This is a genomic window from Bacillus sp. LBG-1-113, assembly GCF_020708615.1.
Classification (GTDB): Bacteria; Bacillota; Bacilli; order Bacillales; family Bacillaceae; genus Bacillus; species Bacillus mojavensis.
Genome location: NZ_JAJFDG010000009.1, coordinates 1 through 22,674, shown reverse-complemented (window position 1 = coordinate 22,674; position 22,674 = coordinate 1). Strand labels below are relative to the sequence as shown.

Genomic DNA, 22,674 nt, shown 5'->3' with positions numbered 1-22,674 from the left:
TACCCTTATAGTTTTTCCATTCTGGAACTTCTTGAAATAAGTATAATTTATATTGACACAAGTATTATATAAGAATATGATTTTTATAATACACTTTTTTAAGAAAGGGTTTGGCTGACATGGCTTCGATTGATAACGAAACTATCATCAAAAGCGTCCCGCAAAAAGGGTTCTTTGGTCACCCGCGAGGACTATTTACTCTGTTTTTTACTGAATTTTGGGAGCGTTTCTCCTACTATGGCATGAGAGCACTTCTTCTTTACTATTTGTATACAGAGACAGTAAACGGAGGGCTCGGCTTTGACAAAGGCACTGCGGTTGCTATTATGTCAATTTACGGATCTCTCGTATACATGTCCACTATTATTGGCGGATGGCTCGCTGACCGGTTATTCGGTACTGCAAACACTGTGTTTTACGGCGGGATATTCATTATGTTCGGCCATATTGCACTCGCCTTTCCAGGCAGCACGACAGCATTCTATATCAGTATGGCGCTTATCATAATCGGGACAGGTTTATTAAAACCAAACGTTTCAAGCGTGGTTGGAGATCTTTATACAAAAGAAGACGCGCGCCGCGACTCAGGTTTTAGCATCTTCTACATGGGGATTAACCTCGGCGGTTTACTTGCGCCGTTAATTGTCGGAACACTCGGACAGAAGTACAACTATCATCTTGGCTTCGGAGTTGCCGCAGTCGGAATGCTACTCGGACTTATCGTATTTGCTCTGACAAGAAAGAAAAACCTCGGGTTTGCAGGTTCAAATGTGCCGAACCCGCTGTCTAAAAAATCAGCGATTGGCACTGCCATCGGGGCTATCATTGTGGCGATCGCAGCGATTATTGCTTCACAAACAGGCCTGCTGACGATCAATCGGTTCATCGACCTTGTAAGTATTCTCGGCATTTTGATTCCTATAGTTTATTTCATTATCATGTTTACAAGCAAAAAGGCGGATAAAACAGAAAAATCTCGTCTTGCCGCTTACGTACCTTTGTTTATCGCTGCTGTCATGTTCTGGGCCATTCAGGAACAGGGAGCAACCATTCTTGCACTTTACGCTGACGAACGCACAAGGCTTTCATTGGGCGGAATAGAACTTCAGTCATCTTGGTTCCAATCATTAAACCCCTTGTTTATCGTCATTTTCGCACCAATTTTCGCATGGCTTTGGATGAAACTTGGCAAACGCCAGCCTTCCACACCCGTTAAATTTGCGATTGGAATTATTTTAGCCGGCTTGTCATTTATCATCATGGTATTCCCTGCAATGCAAGGAAAAGAAGCACTTGTAAGCCCGCTTTGGCTCGTTCTCAGCTTCCTGCTTGTCGTACTGGGAGAGCTGTGCCTGTCTCCAGTCGGTTTATCCGTTACAACAAAACTGGCGCCAGCTGCATTTTCTGCACAGACAATGAGTATGTGGTTTCTGACGAACGCAGCAGCCCAAGCAATCAATGCCCAAGTAGCCGGGTTGTTTGATAAAATACCTGAAACAACTTACTTCGGTACCATCGGCTTGATTTCTATCATACTCGGCGGCATTCTGCTGCTGATTTCACCGATCATCAAACGTGCGATGAAAGGTATCCTATAATAAAGAAAATCCCGCAGATCAGCCCTGCGGGATTTTTATTTGTCTATCCATTTTATTAAGCTTTGCTCGAAGGTTTGCGGTTCCTCTAGCATCGGCTGGTGCCCGCTCTTTTCAAAGATGACCTTTTTCACATGTGGATATAAACCGTCAACGGCATCCCACAACGATACAGGAGCAACCAAATAGTCATACCTTCCTAAACCGATATAGACAGGAACACGAACGTCTGCTAACCGCTGTATGAGGTTCATCTGCGCGAAGGTATGTCCCCATAATTCATCTATGATTGGCATATTGGTGGAAACACCTTCCCATAAAGCTGCCGCATCCGGTCTCTCTTTATAAAAGCTTTTCGCTTCAGCGCGAATGCACATGTGCACGAAACGTCTTTCCGGATCTTTTTCTATGTCACCTGTTAAACTAGCAATATCTTTTTCGAAACGTTTCTTTCTCTCAGGACTTGCTGTTTCCCTAAAAAATGCTTCACTGTCCTGCTGTCTCTTTTGACTGTTATCAGGCGCTGAATTGAGAAGGACGGCCTTGTGCACATGCTCAGGATATTTTCTAGCGTATTCTAATGCCATAAACGCGTGCCCCGAATGCCCCATGATGATAAAATCCTTAAGCTGAAGATGGCGTCTTACCGCTTCAATATCGTCCAACACCGCATCCAGGCTTTGATCTTCCGGCCGCAACGCCCGCGCCGGCTTGGCAAAACCTCTGTGATCGGCAAAGACCCATTGATATTTCTGTTTGATATCCTCATGAAATAGACGCGGGTAGTAAACCGCACTGCCAATCACGAGAATCGGCGCGCCCTCTCCTACAAGACAATAAGATAAATCAAAACCGTCTGAATGACAGATCCCCTTTGTGCCCATTCCTCACGCCCCTTTGTTTTTATATGTTTCATTATAAAATAAAAGCCTGACGCATGGCGTCAGGCTTTTTCATTTATCGTTTTAATTCCTCCAGCGTCACTTTCCATCTGTTCAGCACTTCGTCAGCATGGTGAAGCTGTATCCTGACGCCGGAAGTTACATCAGCGTACTTTGCAACATCCTCCTTAGCTGAAGCGATACGGCAGGCAAAGCGTTCCCTGTCATAGACCGCATCGTTCAGCGGCGGGAGCGGCTCACATTGCAGTTTCACGTAATGAGCAGCTCCCTTCCACCATGCTGTGAGCTGAGCTTGTCCCGTACGAAGGATATTTCCCGCGGTCTCTGTGTTTTTCCACAGGGCGATCCGGATATCCGTCCGATTCAGGGCGATGATTTCCCCGGCGCTGATCATGGCGGCATGCGGCCAGCCGTCCTCTGATACCGTCTGCAGAACGAAGGCTTCATGCTGCTTCTCTTTCAGGCGTTCACCGTCAAGCAGCTCAAAGAGACGGTCTGATAGTTGATTCACGCCGATCAGGCCTTTCGTTCCGGAACAGCGGGGACTTCAACCGCTGTTTCTGTTTCTTTTGGATCGATTTTAAAGGCTGGATTATATTTTTCTGGATTTGTAATGCTTTCTGGTTCACAGGATCTCCATGTAAAAAAACATGTTTGGCATTGATAGACTTCCCATGCGCCTTTTACAGGCGATTTGCTCATGACTTCTCCTTTTTTTGAATCGCATCGAGGACATGTATGCATATCAAATCATCCTTTCCTATTTATTCATCAAGTCCATTAGTTTTTGTTCCCATTCTTTTGTTGTTAATGGAGAATCAAGCGGCTGTGAGTAATGGCCTCTTGTTTCCGGCGCAACAGGTGTTGTGGCGTCAAGAATCATTTTGTGTGTGATTCCTGATGGATTTGATCCCGGGTCAAGCGGCAGAACTGATAAATCCGGTATAATGACCGCATCGTGTTTCGGATGCATTTTTGTAGAGAGCGCCCACATGACCTGCGGCAGGTTGAATGGATCGACATCCTCGTCGACAACGATAACCATTTTGCAGTAGCCTAGACCGTGCGGGGTTGTGAGCGCTCGCATGCCGACCGCTTTCGCAAATCCGCCGTAGCGGTTTTTTGTTGATACAATCGCGATTAACCCGTGAGTGTACATGGCATTCACAGCCACAATTTCATTCGGATACGCTTCTTTTAACTGCTGATACAGCGGCACACAAGTATTAATACCGATCATGTAGTCACATTCTGTCCACGGCATGCCTAAGTATAAATGTTCAAAAATCGGGTTGTTTCTGTGATACACACGTTTAATTTTGATAATCGGCATGCTGCGTCCGCCGGAATAATGCCCAGTAAATTCACCGAATGGGCCTTCATATTCACGTTCTCCGGCAATGATTTCTCCCTCGAGCACAACTTCTGCTCCCCATGGAATATCAAGGTCAGACAGCTTTGATTTTACGATGCGGTACGGTTCTCCTTGGATTGCTCCCGCCATTTCGTATTCGGATTGGTCATAGAGAAGCGGAGTGGATGCCGCAGTTGTAATGACCGGTTCACATCCGAGCGCAATCGTGACCGGAAGATTGATGCCGCGTTCTTCCGCTTGGCGCAGATGGATCGCAATATCGTGCTGCGGCACAGGCTGTATGCCGAGGCGGTCTTTTCCCTTTACCTGCATTCTGTATATGCCGACATTCTGTTTGCCGAAGTTGTCAGGGTCCTCAAGATCACGAGAGATGACGCATGCTTTGTCTAAATAGTAACCGCCGTCTCCTTGGTTAATCCTGAAAAGAGGCAGGATATCGAACAAATTGATGTCTTCTGTGATTTCATTTTCATGAAATGGCGCTGTTTCTTCGCGTTTGACCTCCATCGGAAACTGTTCATATCGCTTTGCGAATTCAAAAAACTGCTCTTTCACCGGTGTATCTTTCGGCAGTCCGAGCATCATCGCGTGGTTCGGCCAAGAGCCGATGACATTCATCGCGATTTGCGCATTGGTGTAGCCGTAAATATTGTTAAATAACAGTGCGGGGCTTTTATCGCCGAGGTTGCTGGCTGCCCGTGCAGCTGCTCCCAGATCTGGCTCAGGCTTTACCTCTTCATTCACCGTTAACAATTGTCCCTCTTTTTCAAGGGCAGCGAGAAATTCTCTGAAATCTTGATAAGCCATCATCAAGCTCCTCCTTTTTGTTTTTCAATTCCATTCCAGCGCTTTGCCTCAGAAAGGCGTATGCCGAATTGGTCCAAAGTTCTGAATACAATATGGTCGACCATTTCTTCTAAGCTGCTCGGCTGATTATAAAACGCCGGCATGGGCGGAAGAATAATCGTACCCATTTTTGTGAGTGCAAGCATATTTTCGAGATGAATCTGGTTTAAAGGTGTCTCTCTTGTTAAGAGAACGAGCTTTTTTCGCTCTTTCAGCATGACATCCGCCGCGCGAGTCAGCAGATTATCCGCCATCCCGGTACGGATGCTCGCAAGCGATTTCATACTGCACGGCGCCACAATCATGCCATCGGTATCAAACGAGCCGCTGGAGATGGCCGCCGCCTGATCCTTATGCGAGTATGTGTATGTGGCCAGCTTTTCAACTTCTTTTAACGTATAACCTGTTTCATGTTTGATGGTAACGTTAGCCCAAGGAGACACAACGAGATGGGTTTCCACTTCCGCTGCCTTCAGCCATTCTAATAGCCTGACACCGAAAATAGCCCCTGTTGCCCCGGTCATACCGACAACGAGTTTCAAATTTTGCCCCTCCTTTACGCTTGAATTCTGTCTTCATTTCAATCATACTCCTGATATATCCATATGAAAAATATTTGTTAAATCTATATTCAATACCTAAAAGGTATATAAAAGGAGGCGCTTCTTTGGACATCCGTCAGCTGCGATATTTCATTACCATTGCCCAAGAACAAAAGATCACCTCTGCCGCCAAAAAGCTCCATATGGCGCAGCCGCCGTTAAGCAGGCAGCTCAAACAGCTTGAGGATGAGCTGGGTGTTGTATTGTTTGACCGCAATAAGAAAAAACAAATGACCCTTACATATGAAGGAAGCATTTTTCTCAAAAGAGCCAAAGAGATTCTGCACAGGTTTGAAGATGCAGTCATAGAGGTACAAGAGCTCAGGGAGGAGGTTGCCGGCACGCTGGCTGTGGGTTCGACGATTTATTGCGCGGCTCTAATGCTTGAGAAAGTGACGCAAATGAAAGAAAGATATCCGCACCTCACCTTTAATATTTGGGAAAACGAGCCGGCAACGCTGTTAGAGCTGCTGGAAAGCCGGCAAATCGACGCTGCTGTCACGACAACCATGATAAAAAGCGATACCGTACAATTTAAAAAGCTTGACGACATTCCATGTGTGCTCGTTCTTTCTGATGATGCCGGGTATACATGCGGAGACACCATCCAAATGGAGGATATCCCTTCTTTCCCGCTGATTCTGCTGCGGCCTGTGAACGGAAAAGGTGTTTATAATCAGGTCATGAATGAATTTCAGCGTCTTCAGCTGGAGCCGCGTATTGTTTGTGAGTGCCACGACTCAGCAACACTGCTCAGTCTCGTCTCATCAGGATTTGGCGCGTCCATATTGCCCGTCACCATGATTCCTGTTCATATGAGAAACCATATTCACACAGTTAAAATTAAAAACAATCCCTTCGTTATGACACCGGCTGTCATGTGGAGAACTGACAGTTATTTGCCAAAACCGGTGCAGCAATTTTTGAATTTATTTTAAGTGTTTTTGTCTCATGAAAACCAAATACTTGACTCATACTAAAAAAAAGTTATCCTTTAGATTTGTAAGCTATTTTTTTATTTCAATAAAATTAATCAGAAAAGTGGGGAATAGAATGAAAAAAGCACTTTTAGCTTTATTCATGGTCGTAAGCATTGCAGTTCTCGCAGCTTGCGGAGCAGGAAATGACAATCAGTCAAAAGATAACGGAAAAAACGGCGATCTTTGGGCTTCAATTAAGAAAAAAGGCGTACTGACAGTCGGTACAGAAGGAACGTATGAACCGTTCACTTATCATGACAAAGACAATGACAAGCTGACTGGCTATGATGTGGAAGTCATCACAGAAGTCGCAAAACGCCTTGGACTGAAAGCCGAATTTAAGGAAACACAGTGGGACAGCATGTTTGCCGGCCTGAATTCCAAACGGTTTGACGTCGTTGCCAACCAAGTCGGAAAAACAGATCGTGAAGACAAATATGATTTCTCAGACAAATACACAACATCAAGAGCCGTTGTCGTGACGAAAAAAGACAACAACGATATTAAGTCTGAAAAAGACGTAAAAGGAAAAACGTCAGCTCAATCACTGACAAGCAACTATAACAAACTAGCTGCAAATGCCGGCGCGAAAGTAGAAGGCGTCGAAGGCATGGCGCAGGCCCTTCAAATGATCCAGCAAGGCCGCGTCGACATGACGTACAACGATAAGCTCGCGGTATTAAACTATTTAAAAACATCAGGCAACAAGAACGTAAAAATCGCGTTTGAAACAGGCGACCCTCAGGAAACGTATTTCACGTTCCGTAAAGGAAGCGGCGAGGCTGTCGACCAAGTCAACAAAGCATTAAAAGAAATGAAAGAGGACGGGACTCTTTCTAAAATCTCTAAAAAATGGTTCGGCGAAGATGTTTCTAAATAATATACCGGCACTGACGCTTGGCACGGCGATCCCGTGGGATCTGGTGCAGCAGTCATTCTGGCCGATACTTTCAGGGGGAATCTACTATACGATTCCCCTTACGATTCTTTCCTTTATATTCGGAATGATACTGGCGCTGATTACGGCGCTTGCCAGAATGTCGAAAATGAGACCTTTGAGATGGGTGTTCAGCGTATACGTATCCGCCATACGCGGCACGCCACTTCTCGTTCAATTGTTCATCATTTTCTATCTGTTCCCGGCCTTTAACATTACACTAGATCCATTTCCAAGCGCAGTCATTGCCTTTTCCTTAAACGTCGGCGCCTATGCATCTGAAATCATCAGGGCATCTATTTTATCCGTGCCGAAGGGGCAATGGGAAGCTGGCTATACAATTGGCATGACACACCAGAAGACGCTGTTCCGCGTCATTTTGCCGCAGGCGTTTCGTGTGTCAATCCCGCCATTATCCAATACCTTTATCAGCCTGATCAAGGATACATCGCTTGCATCTCAGATTCTCGTCGCTGAGCTGTTCAGAAAAGCGCAGGAAATCGGCGCGCGGAATCTCGATCAGATCTTAGTCATTTATATTGAAGCGGCCTTTATTTATTGGATGATCTGCTTCTTGCTTTCGCTCGTCCAGCATGTCATCGAACGGCGTCTTGACCGCTACGTGGCCAAATAAGGAGGTTCCGAGTATGCTTTCCGTTAAAGGATTAAACAAATCATTCGGTCAAAATGAAATTTTAAAACAGATAGATATGAAGATAGAAAAAGGAAAAGTCATCGCTATACTTGGGCCTTCCGGTTCAGGGAAAACGACGCTGCTTCGCTGTCTGAACGCGCTGGAGATCCCGAATCGCGGGGAGCTTGCATTTGATGATTTCTCCATCGATTTTTCAAAGAAAGTGAAGCAGTCGGATATCCTTCAGCTCCGCCGGAAATCGGGAATGGTGTTTCAAGCGTATCACCTCTTCCCTCACCGCACAGCCCTTGAAAACGTCATGGAGGGCCCTGTTCAGGTGCAAAAACGCAACAAGGCAGAGGTCAGAAAAGAAGCGATTCAGCTTCTGGAAAAAGTCGGATTGAAGGACAAAATGGATTTATATCCGTTCCAGCTTTCCGGAGGCCAGCAGCAGCGCGTCGGGATTGCCCGCGCACTGGCCATTCAGCCGGAGCTGATGCTGTTTGACGAACCGACCTCAGCGCTTGACCCTGAGCTAGTGGGTGACGTGCTGAAGGTGATCAAGGATTTAGCCAATGAAGGCTGGACCATGGTCGTTGTTACCCATGAAATCAAATTCGCCCAGGAAGTGGCGGACGAAGTCGTCTTCATTGACGGCGGCGTCATCGTGGAGCAGGGGCCGCCGGAGGAAATCTTCTCCGCCCCAAAAGAAGAACGGACCCAGCGGTTTTTGAATCGGATTTTGAATCCGTTATAAAATCCAAAACAGGGCGCCTGCCGGCGGCCCTGTTTTTTTGTTGAGCCTTGTTCGCCTATTCCGCCCTTCTGTCAGATATGCTACAATGACAATCGATTGATTTTTACGAAAGAAGGGACTTCACGTGAAGCGAGAACTTGTTCTGCGCTGGACATTTTATTTTGCCGGTCTGCTTATTTTGTCTTTTGGTGTATCCCTTACGATAGAAGGAAAAGCGCTAGGGATCAGTCCGTGGGATGCATTTCATTACAGCCTGTTTCAGCACTTCGGGCTTACGATCGGCCAGTGGGCCATCATTATAGGTGCGATCATCGTTGGGTTGACGTCATTGTTTACGAGAGCTTGGCCAAAAATCGGAGCGATACTGAACATGCTGCTCATCGGTATTTTTATAGATTTTTTCAATTTTCTCCTGCCTGAACCCTCCGGTTACATGGCTTCCGCTATTGTCTTCTCTCTCGGCGTGCTGCTGATTGGCTACGGCGTCGGTGTTTATGTATCAGCAGGTCTTGGTGCAGGCCCGCGTGATTCGCTGATGATGCTGATTTCAGAAAAAACCGGCTGGAATGTGCAATGGGTGCGAAACGGCATTGAAATCACGATTTTGTTCGCGGCATGGGGCATGGGCGGACCGATCGGGATCGGAACCATTTTGACCGCCATCCTTACTGGGCTGATTTTGCGTTTTTCATTGCCGCAGTCCACACAATTATTACAATATGCTATGGCGAGACGGACAGCCGCTGCCAAAGCGACTCCGCCTCTGCACTAATCTACTGATACACAAAAACCGGACCAATTACATTTGTCCGGTTTTTTGCTTTTCACTCATGTTCTGCAAGCTTGTCTCATAGATTGGTACTATCTCATATAAGAGAAATACAAGAGACGGCAGGTATCATAATGGAAGTTATCCAACAATTTGCTAGACGCTCCTTCAGCATATTGCTCTTTTTCTTTTTACTCTATTGTTTCATCCTTCTTGAACCCGACAAGCTTTCTATTTCTATTCCGAATTCCCTGCTTAACGTCAATACCATTTTTCTGAGTATTTTACTTGAGTCCATTCCTTTCATCATGCTCGGCATCTTTTTTTCATCACTGATTGACTTGTTCATATCCGATCAATGGATGACCAAATGGATCGTGAAGAACCCATATGGCGCAATTGGCTCGGCTCTCTTGATCAGCATTCTTTCTCCAGTGTGTGAATGTGCGGTGATTCCAGTGGTGCGCCGTCTGATCCAAAAAGGCATGCCTCTGCACGTCGGCACGGTCATTTTAGCCGGAGCTCCTATCTTAAATCCGATTGTCGTATTGTCCACCTACTATGCATTCAGCAAGAACCTGGAGCTTGTCTATGCGCGCATCGGGCTGGCCGTCGTCATTTGTATCATCACTGGCCTTATGATGTATTGGTTATTCAGAAAGCAATCAATGCTGAAAGAATCTACATCAGACGCGCGGACAGAATACACCCCGCAGCAGCACAGAAACCGCTTGAGATCTATCGTTACCCATGCGATTGAGGAATTCTTCGACATGGGCAGATATTTAATCGCCGGCGCATTTATCGCCAGTCTTTTTCAAACCTTTTTAAATCGGGGAGCTCTCGCTGAACTGGGAACGAGTGATCTGTCAGGTTCGGCCGTCATGATGGGACTTGCATTTGTCCTTTCACTCTGCTCGCATGCGGATGCTTTTGTCGCTTCTACATTCGCCGGCACTTATTCTCACGCTTCCCTTCTCTCCTTTTTGCTGTATGGCCCAATGCTTGATTTGAAAAATATGTTTGTATATGCTGCATGTTTCAAAAAACGCTTTGTGATCGCATTTTTTCTGATCATTTCAGCTTCGGTGCTTGGAATCGCATGGCTCTATGGTGTCATATTCGGATAAAGGGTGGTTGAATTGAAACATACTGCAATGTATTCTTTTGAAGCTGTGGTTCGCGGACTTCTATTAATCGGCTTTGCTTTTATGACCTTAAAACTTTATCTGACAGGCGACATTTTACATTTCATTTCTCCCCGCATGATTTGGTTTACAAAGTTCTTTATCTTAACTGCTTTTACACTCGGGATATTGTCAATCATGTGGCGAAAACAAGACAATCGGTACAGCTGCTCCGTCTGTGCATGCAGTCATCAGCATCCACAGACTCACCCATGGCTGTACAGCTTTTTTCTGATACCTATCGCATCAGGCTTCCTTTTCCCAAACCATGTTCTGACAAATGAAATCGCCCAAAACCGAATGTTTTCCACAAATGGTTCGATTGATGACATCAAATCAGAAACAAAAGCTGGTGAAGAAGGAACGGCTTCTACACTTCCAAGCGGCTATGAAAAAGAACTGGCGCGGCAAATGGAGCAAGAAGAAACGATTTCTGTAGTGGATAAATATTATGTTCCGGTTGTTCATCTTTTGATGGAGAATCCGGAATCTTATGAAGGAAAGGAGATTCATATCAAAGGGTTTGTCTATTTTGACGAACAGCTGAACCGCTATATTATCGGCCGTTATGGAATATCATGCTGTATCGCCGATGCCACGGTTTACGGGCTGCCGGTTGGTTTCTCTAAAAAACCTGATATTAAGGAAGGCGAATGGGTTTACCTAACGGGAAAGCTTACAACGATCAATCAGGACGGTGAACGGCTCCCAAACATTTCTGTGACAAACACACAAAAAATCAGCACACCTCAAAGCCCTTATGTATATGAGATCATCGAGGATCTTACTCCGAAGTAAATCAAAATATGATAGGATGGTTTTGACAATCTTTTGCAGACGGAGGATCTAGAATGAAAATTTACGGAATTTATATGGACCGCCCGCTTTCACAGGCAGAATCGGATCGGCTGATGTCTTTCGTTTCCGCTGAAAAACGGGAGAAATGCCGGAGATTTTATCATAAAGAAGATGCTCACCGCACCCTGCTGGGAGATGTGCTTGTCCGCTCTGTCATCAGCGAGCAGTACCAGCTGAATAAAGCCGATATCCGCTTCAGCGCGCAGGAATACGGGAAGCCTTGCATCCCTGACCTCCCCGATGCCCACTTTAACATTTCCCATTCCGGCCATTGGGTCATCGGCGCATTTGATTCAGATCCGATCGGCGTCGATATTGAAAAAATGAAGCCAATCAGCCTCGGGATTGCCGAACGCTTCTTTTCGAAGACCGAGTACAGCGATCTTTTATCCAAACATAAAGACGAACAAAACGATTATTTTTATCATCTATGGTCTATGAAAGAAAGCTTTATCAAGCAGGAAGGCAAAGGCCTGTCGCTGCCGCTTGACTCCTTCTCCGTGCGCCTGCATGAGGATGGCCGAGTATCCGTCGAGCTCCCGGAACATCATACGCCTTGCTTTATCAAAACGTATGAGGTAGACCCCGGCTATAAAATGGCCGTGTGCGCCGCCCGCCCTGATTTCCCGGAGGACATCACGATGATCTCGTACGAAGCGCTTTTATAAATGGCTCATTAAAAGCTTAATGCCTCGCTCAATATCTTCCGTCTTCACATTGGAAATATTGATTTTTAATAGATTTTCTTTCGGATAGTCTGATAAATAATGGCGGTCAATTGCTTCAAGGAGAATCTCCTGCTTTTTCGCCTTTTGAATCACTCTTGATGCCGGCAGATCCTCAGGCAGCACCAGATGGGTATGCATGCATGGGGCTTGGCCGCTGGAAAATATAAAGCGGCCGCGGCTCGATTGTCCGTGTGTTTGGATAGCTTCATGAAGCCTGAGGGACCGTTCCTTATAGGAATTTCTGATTTTTTCCTTGTGCCTGCCGAACATTCCGCTTTTGATGTAAATTTCTAACGCGGCTTGAGAAATCATCGAGCAGTCAATATCGTTCAGCTTTTTATACGTATGAAATGTGTCAGTCAGCACATCCGGCAAAACGGCGGCCCCCACGCGAAGACCGGGAAACATCATTTTTGAAAAGCTTTTTAAATAAATCACATGTGAGGACAGATCGTATGCGTACAGCGGATCTGCCTTTTTATTTTCCTCAAGATCACCAAGGTAGTCATCTTCAACAAGATAGACGTCATAGGCTTCTGCCAATCTCACCAGCTCTTGTTTGTCCCGTTCGGCCAGTGAACTCCCAAGCGGGTTATGGAAGCGTGGCATCGTATAAAAAAATTTGATCGGTTCTGTTTGAAACAGCCGCTCGACTTCTGCTAAATCAAGCCCCTCCTCCGTTCTTTTTATCCCGATGGCGGGGATGCCCAGTGTCTCCAGCTGTTCAATCATCAAATGATAGCCTGGCTGTTCAATGGCGATCTTCTTTTTCCCATTGGGAAACGGCATTGCACACAGCAGGGAGAGTGCCTGCTGTACGCCGGATGTGATAAACATATGCCTCTCGTCCGCAAATACCTGCTGATCAGCAAACAGCTTTCGCAGAACAGAGATGAGCGACGGGAGGCCCTTCGGTGTTCCGTATAGAAACAAATCACGCTTGTATGTATCAATCGCTTTGTTGATGCAATGCTGAAAATCCACATACGGAAAAATATCAGGGTCTGGCGCAGATGTTGCAAAGTCGATTGGGCCTGCCTTGCCGTGATGCGGCTTCTTCGTCTTTTTCACAAGATAATAGCCGCTTTTCGGAACAGAATAGATGAGATGGCGTTTTTCCAGCTCTTGCAGTGCGCGGATCACCGTGCTTTTGCTGACTTGATAGCGGGTAGACAGCTGCCGGATGGAAGGAAGCCTGTCTCCTTCTTGATAGACACTGCCTTGCATCATTTCCTCTATCTTTATTAAGAGACTGATATACTTCTCCATTCTTTCTCCCCCTGTTTTGTACCGGTACAGTTCATTGTTTTTCTCATTGTACCGTTCCGATCCTCCCCATACAATAAAAGGGAGCGGCCGGCTCTATTATTTATATAAAGGAGCACTTCCTGTATGTATAAAAATCAGCAAACCTCAGCTTATCTTGCAGCGTTGTTAAATGCATTGATTATCGGTTTATCCTTTCTTTTCGTGAAGATCGCCCTGCAATCGGCAGAACCGTTTGATATTCTTGCACATCGGTTCACCCTTGCGTTTGCAGCAGCTACTATACCTGTCTTATTCGGATGGGTGAAGCTGTCCATCCGTTTAAAAGATGTAATGGCGATTTTGCCGCTCGCCCTGCTGTATCCGGCGCTGTTTTTCAGCTTTCAGGCATTCGGCCTGGTGTACTCGTCATCCTCTGAAGCCGGGATCATTCAAGCAGCGATTCCGATTTTTACAATGGTCTTTGCCGATTATTTTTTAAAAGAGCGATCGACGTGGGCCCAAAAAGGGTTCACCGTGTTATCAGTTGCGGGCGTCATGTTTATTTTTGTGATGAAGGGCGTGAACGTGGAATCGGCCAGCCTAAAGGGGTCTGTACTCATTCTATTGTCCGCGCTGTCTTCAGCTATGTACAATACCGCCGCAAGAAAAATGACACAGCGTTTCCGGCTGATGGAGCTTACCTACATCATGTCAGCGATCGGATTTGTCGTCTTCAATGCCATCGCTTTGGTGCGTCACGGTGCTTCCGGAACGGTCGGCACTTACTTCCATCCATTCAGGGAGCCCGGCTTTATCCTCGCGATTGTGTATTTGGGCGTGTTATCTTCGCTCGTGACTTCGTTTATGTCCAACTATGCGCTGTCCCGGATTGAGGCGTTTAAAATGAGCGCTTTTAATCATTTGTCCACCATCGTGACGATGATTGCCGGAGTTGCGATTTTGAACGAAAACCTAGCCTGGTACCACCTTGCTGGTGCGGTTTGTATTATCATCGGCGTGCTGGGAAGCAATGCCGGTCTCCGAAAAAGAAAGCAAACCGAAAAATCCATTTCTATGAACAAATGAGATGTTATGTTAGAGTTGAAGGAAAAATGGTTTGAGGTGCAGTGTAAGAATGATTCAACACAGTGTCTTCCTAGAGGGAGCCATATCATTACAAGATATAAGATGTTACTTTTTATACCGGCAAAGAATATCAGCATTGTTTTCTTTTATTTATATTTTTCTTTTATCTTTATTGGTGTATTCACTTTATGGATTTCCGTTTACTGTTTATGACAGCGAAACACTTGAAGTGATATATAATGGTATTTTCATAGCGATTCTATCTTTGATCTTTACATTGCTTTTGATTGCTTTTCATTATATACGGCTGCGTACCAGCTATAAGAACAATACACGGCTAAAACGCAAAAGGACATATACCATGAACCGGCAAGGCATACAAATTCAATCCAAAAACGATGTTACGTTGTTTGAATGGGATGAAATAAGGGCAGTTGCAGAATATAAACACTTATTCTCTATCAAAACTTCTAGTCACCAGGTCATCTTAGTTCCTAAACGTTTTTTTGTATTCGAAAATGAGCTCCACTCATTCAGACAGCTTGTAAAAGAACAAGTACGTGCCAAAAAAGGAAAACGACAAACTTAAAAGAGGGTGTTCCCTCTTTTATTTAATGAGATATTTTATCTTCTTTCCATCGAGTAACATTCTCTTCAGCTAATGGAAATTAATTTTCAACACTCTCTTCGTTATGAAAATGCTTGTTTTTTTTGATTGGCACCAGCTCCAATAATGCTGATAAACCTACCAGCACCAAACACACAACCATAATCAGCAAATAATTATGATTCATATCAAAAAACAATCCGCCCACATACACACTGAGAGCACCGGCGATTTGATGGATAAAGAAATTGATGCCTAGGAGCGAGCCGATAAGCCCGGTTTGAAAGCTTTCAGAAATGGACGCAGCGGTCAGCGGGATCACGCCTGTGTAGCTGAGCCCGAATAACAGCGTAAAGCCCAAGTACCAAAGCTCACTGTTATGAATGCCGAGCGCGGGAATGAGCAGGCAGATTAAGCTAATGAGACGAATGAAAAACAAAATGGAGAGCATCACGCTTCTGCTGCCAAGCAAATCTGACAGCCAGCCTGCCAATAATCCCCCAATGATAATAAACGCCCCGAATGCAGCCATCATTCCGTTGATATGAGAGACATGCGCATCCTCCAGCATGGGAACGAGATGAGCATCAATGATTCCCATTGTAAATCCGCACGTAAATACGCCGAAGTACAAGATATGAATGAGGCGGGACTGTTTTAACACCTTCCAAAATCCTTGCCAGTCATAAGATTTTTTCACGGACTGTCCTTGGACATTGGGCGGGTGCTTCATTCCGAAGGCCAAAAGAGGCAGCAGAACAACAGCTAAGAAAATGCCCAATATCGTATACGTAGTTTGCCAGCCTGCATAGTAAGGAGCTGCAGCCCAAATCGGTGACAGCAGCAGCAAACCGGCTGAATTTGCATTGGTCAAAACGGCGAGTGCCAAGCCTTTATGCGTGTCAAACCAGCGGCTGATAAAATACTGGGTCGTCACGCCAACCGCGCACGAATAGCCAATTCCGCCGAGCACACCGTAGATCACGGAAAATATATGAACATTCGGCGAATGCGGGAGCGCCAAAAAGCTTGCGCTGATACAGATGGCGCCGATCCCCATAATCTTTCTGACGCTGAACCGGTCAAGAAAAAAGCCGACAAAAAACTGAACGACACCCGTCGTGATCATAAAAATGCTGACGGAAGCCGAAATCAGCGACCGGTCGGCGTGAAAGGTCTCTGCCATCGGGAGCATAAAAAATTGAAAGGAATTTCTGAATGAGTTCATTCCGATGGCGAAGACAAACGTGAACAGCAATACAAACCATTTCATTTTAGGAGACGCGTGAAGGATGTGCCGAGACATTTTTTCCTGACCTGCCTTTATTTGAGTATTGCGACTATTATATCATGAAAAAATTTACATTCTATATCAAAAAAGCGAACAGCACAGCGCTGTTCGCTTCTTCATCAGGAACTGGAAATCGGATGCTGATTCAAAATCGCAAATATCCGTTCCGCCACTTCCTCCGTATGTGACAGCAGAAACATATGCCCGCCGTCAAATTCATGGAACGTGGTATGGTTCGCCCACTTCTTCCAGCCTTCCGCATCCCGGATGCATTTTTCGTCATCCAGTCCGTTAAAGACATGGACCGGCGATTGGATCGGTGTCATGTCGTAAAGTTCGAATTGTTCAAGCGCACGGTAATCCGATCTGAACGAAGGCAGGAAAAATGACATGACTTCCTTATTTTCAACGAGCTCTGCGGGCATTCCGCCTAATTTCATAATATGATTGAGAAATTGATCATCAGGCAAATGCGATACTTTTTTCCGTTGAATATGCGGCGGCTGAATCGCAGAGATAATCACGGCCTGCGGAAAAATGCCTTCACGCTCCAGTTTTTGCGCCAGCCTGAAGGTGATCATGCCGCCCATGCTATGCCCGAACAGCACAAACGGCCGATCTGGATGCAAATGTAATTCTTGCTTGTACAAATCAGTCAGCTGCTCGAGATCCTCAACGGCTGACGTCTGATTCGTGCCGTGCCCCGGCGGTTCAGCTGCGAGCATTTCACATTCCCCCTGCAAAAAAGCATGGAGAGGGCGAAATGAAGCCGAGTAGCCGCCGGCAAACGGAAAACAGATGAGCTGCGTTTTTTCCGACGCATCAAATGATTTGAACAGTTGGCTCATTGGCCGGCTCCCCCTTTCATCGCTTCCTTAAGAAAGCGTTATGGTTTGTTTATTTAGAAATTCGCGCAAAATCCCGGCATTCCTATCAAGACATTCGCCCTGCAGCATTTCGGCGTGTGTTCCGAAGCCTCTTTTCACCCGATAAGCGCCCGTTGTCGCCTCTTCCCACGAGGAAAGCCATTCGGGCATTTCAAAGTCAAGATCAGAGGTCAGCAAATCAATGTCCGCTTTTACTTGGCCCGAGCTGATCAGGTTGACGTAGTATGAGTAGAAGGCATGTGTTTTTTTCTTGAGCCCCTGCTTGACGGCTTCACTATTGAGCGCTTCATTGTCCCGATTTACATTCATCAGGGCTTCGACATCGTTTTCGACCGTGCGTCCGTCCAGATCACTGACGCCTTGTTTTTTATAGGAATCCACCATGATGATCCGCTGTACGGTGCGTCCTTGCTCTTCAAGTTTTTTAGCCGCTTCAAACGCCAGGCTGCACCCTGCTGAATAACCGAACAGTGTCACAGGCCCTTCCGGCTGAAGCTCCTTGATCAGAGCGGCATACCGGTCAAGACGATTTTCCTCTTCAATAAAGTCAAAGGCGCACAGCTTGTATGACGGCAAGTGCTTGGCCAGGTTCTGATACATTAAGCCATATCCCAATACCGGAGGAAACGCGAAAATGATGTCATCCTGTTCCGGATTCATGATTGTTACGTCCTGAAGTCCTTCTGAGCCCCCGTTTTTCAGGTATGCAGAAATGCCGGCAATCGTCGGCGCTTCAAACAAAAGCTTCACCGGAAGGTCAATTCCGAGCTCTTTTTTGATGCGAGAAGCGGCTGTCATCGCCTTTAAGGAATGACCGCCATGCTCGAAGAAATCGTCGTGGATGCTGACTTGCTTTCTCCCGAGAATCTCGGACCAGATTTGTGCAATTGTTTCTTCCGTTTCATCTCGAGGCCCAATCCATTCTTGCGATATCTGATCTGGCTCCGGTTTTGGCAGCAGACGTTTATTGACTTTTCCGTTTGTTGTTAAAGGAAGCTCGTCCAAGAACGTAAATGTCTGCGGCACCATATAAGCAGGAAGCTGTTTTTTCAGATGTGCCTTAACGTCTTCTGCTGAAAGCTGCGTCCGGTTCACGAGGTAGGCGTTGATTGATGCGTCCCCAGACTCGTGGCGGTCCACTACGACAACCGCGTCTTTTACCCCGGGATATTCCTGCAGCTGCTTTTCGATTTCTTCCAGCTCGATCCGATGCCCCCGTATTTTCACTTGATCATCAATACGGCCGGCGTATTCAATCGTTCCGTCAGGCAGCCAGCGAGCGAGATCCCCGGTGCGGTAAAGTGTTTCTCCCGATTTGAACGGGTTGGCGGTAAATTTCTGCTTTGTCAGCTCGTCACGGTTAACATAGCCTTTTGATACGCCCATTCCGCTGATGCATAGTTCACCGACCGCTCCGAACGGCTGGAGCTGATTTGATTCATTGAGAATATAAACACTCGCATTGCTGATCGGCTTTCCGATTGGCAGAGAGGAGATAGTTCCCGGAATCTCGCGCACGACGTGAGCCGTTGCAAACACCGTGCCCTCAGTCGGGCCGTAGCAGTTAATCAGCTTGCCCGGCCCCATGATCTGCAGCGCTTTCCTGACGTGAGGCACAGACGCGCGTTCCCCGCCGAATAACACACAGCGAAGCCCCTTCAGCCAATCCTCTCCCGCATCTGTGAGAAGATTAAATAAAGCTGTGGTCGCAAACATGACGCTGACATTCTCTTGGCGGATGAGACTCGTGAGACGCTCTGGATCAAGCAGTGTATTTTCATCAGCAATAATCAGTCTTGCTCCATTCAGAATGGAAGCATAGAAATCAAAAGTAAATGCGTCAAAAGCGTAATTCGATACAGATAAGAACGTGTCTTTCTCAGAAAACGTCATGTAATCAACGTGCTTCACTAATCCTTGAATATTGGCATGCGTCGTGATATTTCCCTTTGGTTTTCCGGTTGTGCCTGATGTATACATGATATACGCCGCATCATCAGGTGCAATCACGGTTTCAGGATCGCTTGCGTCTTCTTCAAAACGGATGGAATCATCAATGATGAGTGTTTGGCCTGTAAACGGCAGCTGATTCGCTTGCTCTTTCATCTCCTGATGTGTAAGCAGACATGCCGCCCCGCTGTCGGTCAGCATATATGAAATTCGGTCATTCGGAAGCTTAGGGTCAACCGGTACATAAGCCGCTCCCGCCTTTAACACACCGAGAATCCCAATCACCAGTTCCAGTGAGCGCTTTGTGTACAATGCAACAACAGAGCCTTTGCCAGCACCTTGCTTTTGCAAACGGCGTGCGAGGCGGTTCGTTTCCTCGTCTAATTCGTGATAGGACAGCGTTCGGCCTGCAAATGTGAGCGCCGGTGCACTTGGATTGACGTCCACCGCCTCCTTGAACCAATCTGTCAGAGGTTTTGGCTCACACGTTTGAGGTGTCGGATTTAAGCCGTTAAGCAAGTACTCTTTTTCTTTTTCATCAATGAAATCAATGGTGCTGACAGGCTGATCCGGATGCTGAATGAGCTGCTGAATCGCTGTGAGAAGCTGGGATTTTAAGCGCAGCATAAACGCTTCATCAAACACAAGCTCATTATAGGAAAGCTTGATCAGCATTTCGTCACCCGGGGAGGCCATCAAATTGAGATCGTAATTCGACTTCTCAAATACATGAACATCCTCCATATCGAATCCGTTTTGACCGCTTTCTTCATTGCTTGCATCCTGAAGCGGATAATTTTCAAACACGATGATGTGGTCAATCAATTTCGGCTGGTTGGCCTGGCTTTGGATGTCATAAAGCGGCACATATTGATGCGGTTCTGACTCAAGTGACTGCTCCTGAAGCTGCTTGAGCAAACCGTTGAATGTCATGTTTTCAGCCAATTTCACTCTTCTAGGAACAACGTTGATAAACAGGCCGACCATATGTTCAACGCCTTTGATTTCCGCGGGACGCCCGGAAACGACTGTACCGAAGGTCAAATCGTCAGACCGCTGATAACGGCTGAGCAGTACGCTCCAGACTGCCTGCAAAGCGGTACTCAAAGTGGTGTGCTGAGATTTCGCAAGCTCTGTAAAAGCTTTTGTTTCCGCCTCCGGCAGTGAGAAGAGCAGTTCTTTCGGCTCGTATCCTTCCTTTTGTTTCTTTCTTTGCTCCGCAAACGTCGTCTGTCCTTCAAAGTCTTCCAAGTACTCGCGCCAGTAGCGGAGCGATGCTTGTTTATCCTGCTTTTCAAGCCACTTGATGTATTCCTTATACGGTTTGACAGGCGGCAGACTGTACGGCTTTTGTTCGCGCAGGGCGTTGTATACCTTAAACAGATCCTGCACGACGATGCCGAAGCACCATCCGTCCAAAATAATGTGGTGGTAGCTCCACACCCATTCAAAGCTGTTGTCAGCTTTTTTGAAGATGGCTGCCCTCATCGGAATATCCCGCGTTAAATCAAAGCCTTTGATCTTATCCTGTGCTTTGTATTCATTGATTTTGTCCGTTTGCTCACTTTCGGATAAACGTGTCAGATCGATTTCTTCTATATGAAATTGACGTTTTTTTAATACGACTTGAACAGGCCTTTTTACTTTCTCGTGAATGAACACGGTACGAAATACATCGTACCGGTCCATGATGACATTCATGCTCTCTTCAAGGCATTTGATATTAAAGTCGCCCTTTACTTTCATCGTAATTTGTTCAAGGTAAAAGCTCTGGCCGGGATTCAGGATGCTATGAAACAGCATCCCCTCCTGCATCGGCGATAGGTAATACATATCTTGAACCTGATCTTTGCTAAATTGACTCATATGTTTCGCTCCCGCCTTCTGTAATTCCCTTGCATTTTTATTTCAAATTCTCCTCAAGCATGTCAAAGATATCGCCCATCTCATCCATTTCAAGGTCTCCCGCACTGAAGTCGCTCGGTGTGAATTCCTTGTCCTCTTTTTCCGTACAATGGCGGATGATCAGGAGGAGATTTTCTTTAAACCGCTCCATTTGTGCTTCGACCGTTGCTCTTTCATATTCCTTCTCATTGTAGGAGCAAGAAAGAACAAAACGTCCGTTACGGATCATGCCGCTGAAGCTTAAAGCGTACAGGGCTTCTGATTCTTCGCTCACTTGGCGTCCCATATCAAAAGCGGACGGTTCAAAGAAATCCGTTTTCACTTCACTGTCGAATTGGCCTAAATAGTTAAAGCTGATTTCCGGTGTGAAGCCTTGCGCTCCCGCTTGTTCTGTAAAGTAGCGGAGAACGCCGTATCCGACGCCTTTGTCCGGAACGCGGCGCAGGTTTTCTTTGACTGCTTTGATGACCGCTGAGACATCTGTTTCAGACATGTCGAGCACAACAGGATATTGTGCCGTAAACCAGCCAACCGTTCTGGAGATGTTCACATTCGGGATGATGTCTTCCCGTCCGTGCCCCTCAAGATTGATGCCAATTTTGACACCATCTGTCCATTCTTTCATCGTTAATCCGAGCGCGCTGAGAAGAATATCATTGATCTCGGTTCCATATGGCTGATGAACATCTGTTAAGAGGTGTTTAGTGTCTTCCTCATTTAATTCACAGATGACGGATGAGGTATGTTTGACAATCCGCTCCTCTGTTTCATCATCCTTCGGAACAGCAGAAACCTCTTCAGCGTCAATTTGCGCCCAGTATTCAGCCTGCTGCAAAAGGTGTGCTGATTGGCTGAATGCCGCCAATTCTTCTGCCCAATCCTTGAAGGAGTTCGTTTTTTGCGGGAAGACGATTTGCTCTCCTTTCTCCGCCTGCATGTAGCCTGATGCAAAGTCTTCAAGCAAGATCCGCCAAGATACGCCGTCGACCACGAGATGGTGTACAGCGATGAGCAGGTGATCCCCTGCTTCCGTGCGGTATAGCTCCCCTTTCAGAAGCGGTCCGTTTTGCAGGTCGAGACTGCTTTGCAGACTGTCAGCAAGAACCTTAATCTGGCTTTTCAGCATATCTTCATCTGAGCCGTACAGATCAACGATTTCAAAGCTGACCTCGCACTCGTCTATCCGTTTATACGCTTGAATGATGTCGCCATTTTCTTCACGGTAGACCATGCGGAGCGCGTCATGATGCTCAATCAGTGCCCGCAATGTCTTTTCAACCCGTTCAGGATCAAAGCCCTTCGCGGCATGAAGTATAACCGACTGGTTCCAGTGATGTTTGTTCGTGAAGTTCTTTTCAAAGAACCATCGCTGAATCGGCGTCAGGATAACTTCGCCCTCCACAGGGCCTTGGTCTGCCTGTTTGCCTTCGGCACGCTCCACATATTGTGTCAGTTCTTCGATCGTCGGGTGCTGGAAGAGATCCTTCATTTCCAGCTTCCAGCCGTGCTGGTTCAAGCGGCTCGCCATCT

General features: G+C 46.4%; 20 protein-coding genes and 1 pseudogene. 11 read left to right on the top strand and 10 right to left on the bottom strand.

Annotation, left to right across the window (positions count from 1 at the left end; all coding sequences use genetic code 11):
* Positions 1–119: 119 nt before the first annotated feature.
* Positions 120–1,598 carry a peptide MFS transporter gene (locus tag LJF29_RS17480; protein ID WP_229149885.1) on the top strand — a complete coding sequence of 493 codons (1,479 nt, stop codon included), beginning with the start codon at positions 120–122 and terminating at the stop codon, positions 1,596–1,598.
* A 35-nt stretch (positions 1,599–1,633) separates the two neighbouring features.
* Here the strand turns inward: LJF29_RS17480 and LJF29_RS17475 are convergent, their stop codons facing one another.
* From LJF29_RS17475 to LJF29_RS17455, 5 genes and pseudogenes are all read right to left on the bottom strand, one after another.
* Entirely contained in the window at positions 1,634–2,479 is an 846-nt protein-coding gene (locus LJF29_RS17475) for an alpha/beta fold hydrolase (protein WP_229149884.1), read from the bottom strand.
* A gap of 73 nt (positions 2,480–2,552) precedes the next feature.
* Positions 2,553–3,017, bottom strand: coding sequence for a pyridoxamine 5'-phosphate oxidase family protein (locus LJF29_RS17470; protein ID WP_229150010.1), 465 nt, complete (start codon positions 3,015–3,017; stop codon positions 2,553–2,555).
* Positions 3,014–3,241 (bottom strand): phenolic acid decarboxylase subunit BsdD, encoded by a 228-nt coding sequence (gene bsdD / locus LJF29_RS17465; RefSeq protein ID WP_010333008.1) that lies wholly within the window; start codon positions 3,239–3,241, stop codon positions 3,014–3,016. The genes LJF29_RS17470 and bsdD overlap by 4 nt, the downstream gene beginning before the upstream one ends.
* 16 nt (positions 3,242–3,257) lie before the next feature.
* Positions 3,258–4,679 carry a phenolic acid decarboxylase BsdC gene (gene bsdC / locus LJF29_RS17460; RefSeq protein ID WP_229149883.1) on the bottom strand — a complete coding sequence of 474 codons (1,422 nt, stop codon included), beginning with the start codon at positions 4,677–4,679 and terminating at the stop codon, positions 3,258–3,260.
* 2 nt (positions 4,680–4,681) lie between these two features.
* Positions 4,682–5,297 (bottom strand): annotated as a pseudogene (locus LJF29_RS17455) (non-oxidative hydroxyarylic acid decarboxylases subunit B).
* Positions 5,298–5,385: 88 nt separating this feature from the next.
* Here LJF29_RS17455 and LJF29_RS17450 point away from each other — a divergent pair.
* The 8 genes from LJF29_RS17450 to LJF29_RS17415 all read left to right on the top strand — a co-directional run bounded on the left by LJF29_RS17450 (position 5,386) and on the right by LJF29_RS17415 (position 12,110).
* Positions 5,386–6,258, top strand: coding sequence for a LysR family transcriptional regulator (locus tag LJF29_RS17450; protein WP_229149882.1), 873 nt, complete (start codon positions 5,386–5,388; stop codon positions 6,256–6,258).
* Positions 6,259–6,373: 115 nt separating this feature from the next.
* Positions 6,374–7,180: a cystine ABC transporter substrate-binding lipoprotein TcyA gene (tcyA, locus tag LJF29_RS17445; RefSeq protein ID WP_229149881.1), complete on the top strand. Its 807-nt coding sequence runs from the start codon at positions 6,374–6,376 to the stop codon at positions 7,178–7,180.
* Positions 7,167–7,871, top strand: coding sequence for a cystine ABC transporter permease TcyB (tcyB, locus tag LJF29_RS17440; protein WP_168746920.1), 705 nt, complete (start codon positions 7,167–7,169; stop codon positions 7,869–7,871). The genes tcyA and tcyB overlap by 14 nt, the downstream gene beginning before the upstream one ends.
* Before the next feature lie 13 nt (positions 7,872–7,884).
* Positions 7,885–8,628: a cystine ABC transporter ATP-binding protein TcyC gene (tcyC, locus tag LJF29_RS17435; RefSeq protein WP_229149880.1), complete on the top strand. Its 744-nt coding sequence runs from the start codon at positions 7,885–7,887 to the stop codon at positions 8,626–8,628.
* Between the two features lie 124 nt (positions 8,629–8,752).
* Positions 8,753–9,400 (top strand): YczE/YyaS/YitT family protein, encoded by a 648-nt coding sequence (locus tag LJF29_RS17430; RefSeq protein WP_010333001.1) that lies wholly within the window; start codon positions 8,753–8,755, stop codon positions 9,398–9,400.
* A 131-nt stretch (positions 9,401–9,531) separates the two neighbouring features.
* Positions 9,532–10,527: a permease gene (locus LJF29_RS17425; protein WP_229149879.1), complete on the top strand. Its 996-nt coding sequence runs from the start codon at positions 9,532–9,534 to the stop codon at positions 10,525–10,527.
* 12 nt (positions 10,528–10,539) lie between these two features.
* On the top strand, positions 10,540–11,382 hold the full coding sequence (locus LJF29_RS17420; RefSeq protein WP_229149878.1) for a TIGR03943 family putative permease subunit: 843 nt from the start codon (positions 10,540–10,542) through the stop codon (positions 11,380–11,382).
* Between the two features lie 53 nt (positions 11,383–11,435).
* Entirely contained in the window at positions 11,436–12,110 is a 675-nt protein-coding gene (locus LJF29_RS17415; RefSeq protein ID WP_010332998.1) for a 4'-phosphopantetheinyl transferase family protein, read from the top strand.
* On the opposite strand, the gene LJF29_RS17410 is transcribed toward LJF29_RS17415, so the two are convergent.
* Positions 12,105–13,439: a PLP-dependent aminotransferase family protein gene (locus tag LJF29_RS17410; protein WP_229149876.1), complete on the bottom strand. Its 1,335-nt coding sequence runs from the start codon at positions 13,437–13,439 to the stop codon at positions 12,105–12,107. The two genes, LJF29_RS17415 and LJF29_RS17410, sit on opposite strands and share 6 nt — an antisense overlap.
* Before the next feature lie 123 nt (positions 13,440–13,562).
* Between LJF29_RS17410 and LJF29_RS17405 the strand changes: the two genes are divergently transcribed.
* Both LJF29_RS17405 and LJF29_RS21270 read left to right on the top strand, forming a co-directional pair.
* Positions 13,563–14,504, top strand: a complete 942-nt coding sequence (locus LJF29_RS17405) for a DMT family transporter (RefSeq protein WP_229149874.1) — start codon at positions 13,563–13,565, stop codon at positions 14,502–14,504.
* A 49-nt stretch (positions 14,505–14,553) separates the two neighbouring features.
* Positions 14,554–15,093, top strand: a complete 540-nt coding sequence (locus tag LJF29_RS21270; protein WP_324255131.1) for a YcxB family protein — start codon at positions 14,554–14,556, stop codon at positions 15,091–15,093.
* A gap of 79 nt (positions 15,094–15,172) precedes the next feature.
* Here the strand turns inward: LJF29_RS21270 and LJF29_RS17395 are convergent, their stop codons facing one another.
* The 4 genes from LJF29_RS17395 to LJF29_RS17380 all read right to left on the bottom strand — a co-directional run.
* Positions 15,173–16,417 (bottom strand): MFS transporter, encoded by a 1,245-nt coding sequence (locus tag LJF29_RS17395; RefSeq protein WP_229149871.1) that lies wholly within the window; start codon positions 16,415–16,417, stop codon positions 15,173–15,175.
* Positions 16,418–16,521: 104 nt separating this feature from the next.
* Entirely contained in the window at positions 16,522–17,250 is a 729-nt protein-coding gene (srfAD, locus tag LJF29_RS17390; RefSeq protein ID WP_010332992.1) for a surfactin biosynthesis thioesterase SrfAD, read from the bottom strand.
* Positions 17,251–17,277: 27 nt separating this feature from the next.
* The gene (gene srfAC, locus LJF29_RS17385) at positions 17,278–21,105 is read right to left on the bottom strand and encodes a surfactin non-ribosomal peptide synthetase SrfAC (protein ID WP_229149869.1); all 3,828 of its coding nucleotides are present in this window, start codon (positions 21,103–21,105) and stop codon (positions 17,278–17,280) included.
* A 37-nt stretch (positions 21,106–21,142) separates the two neighbouring features.
* Positions 21,143–22,674 (bottom strand): condensation domain-containing protein (locus LJF29_RS17380; RefSeq protein ID WP_229149867.1); only part of this gene is annotated, 1,532 nt, incomplete at its 5' end.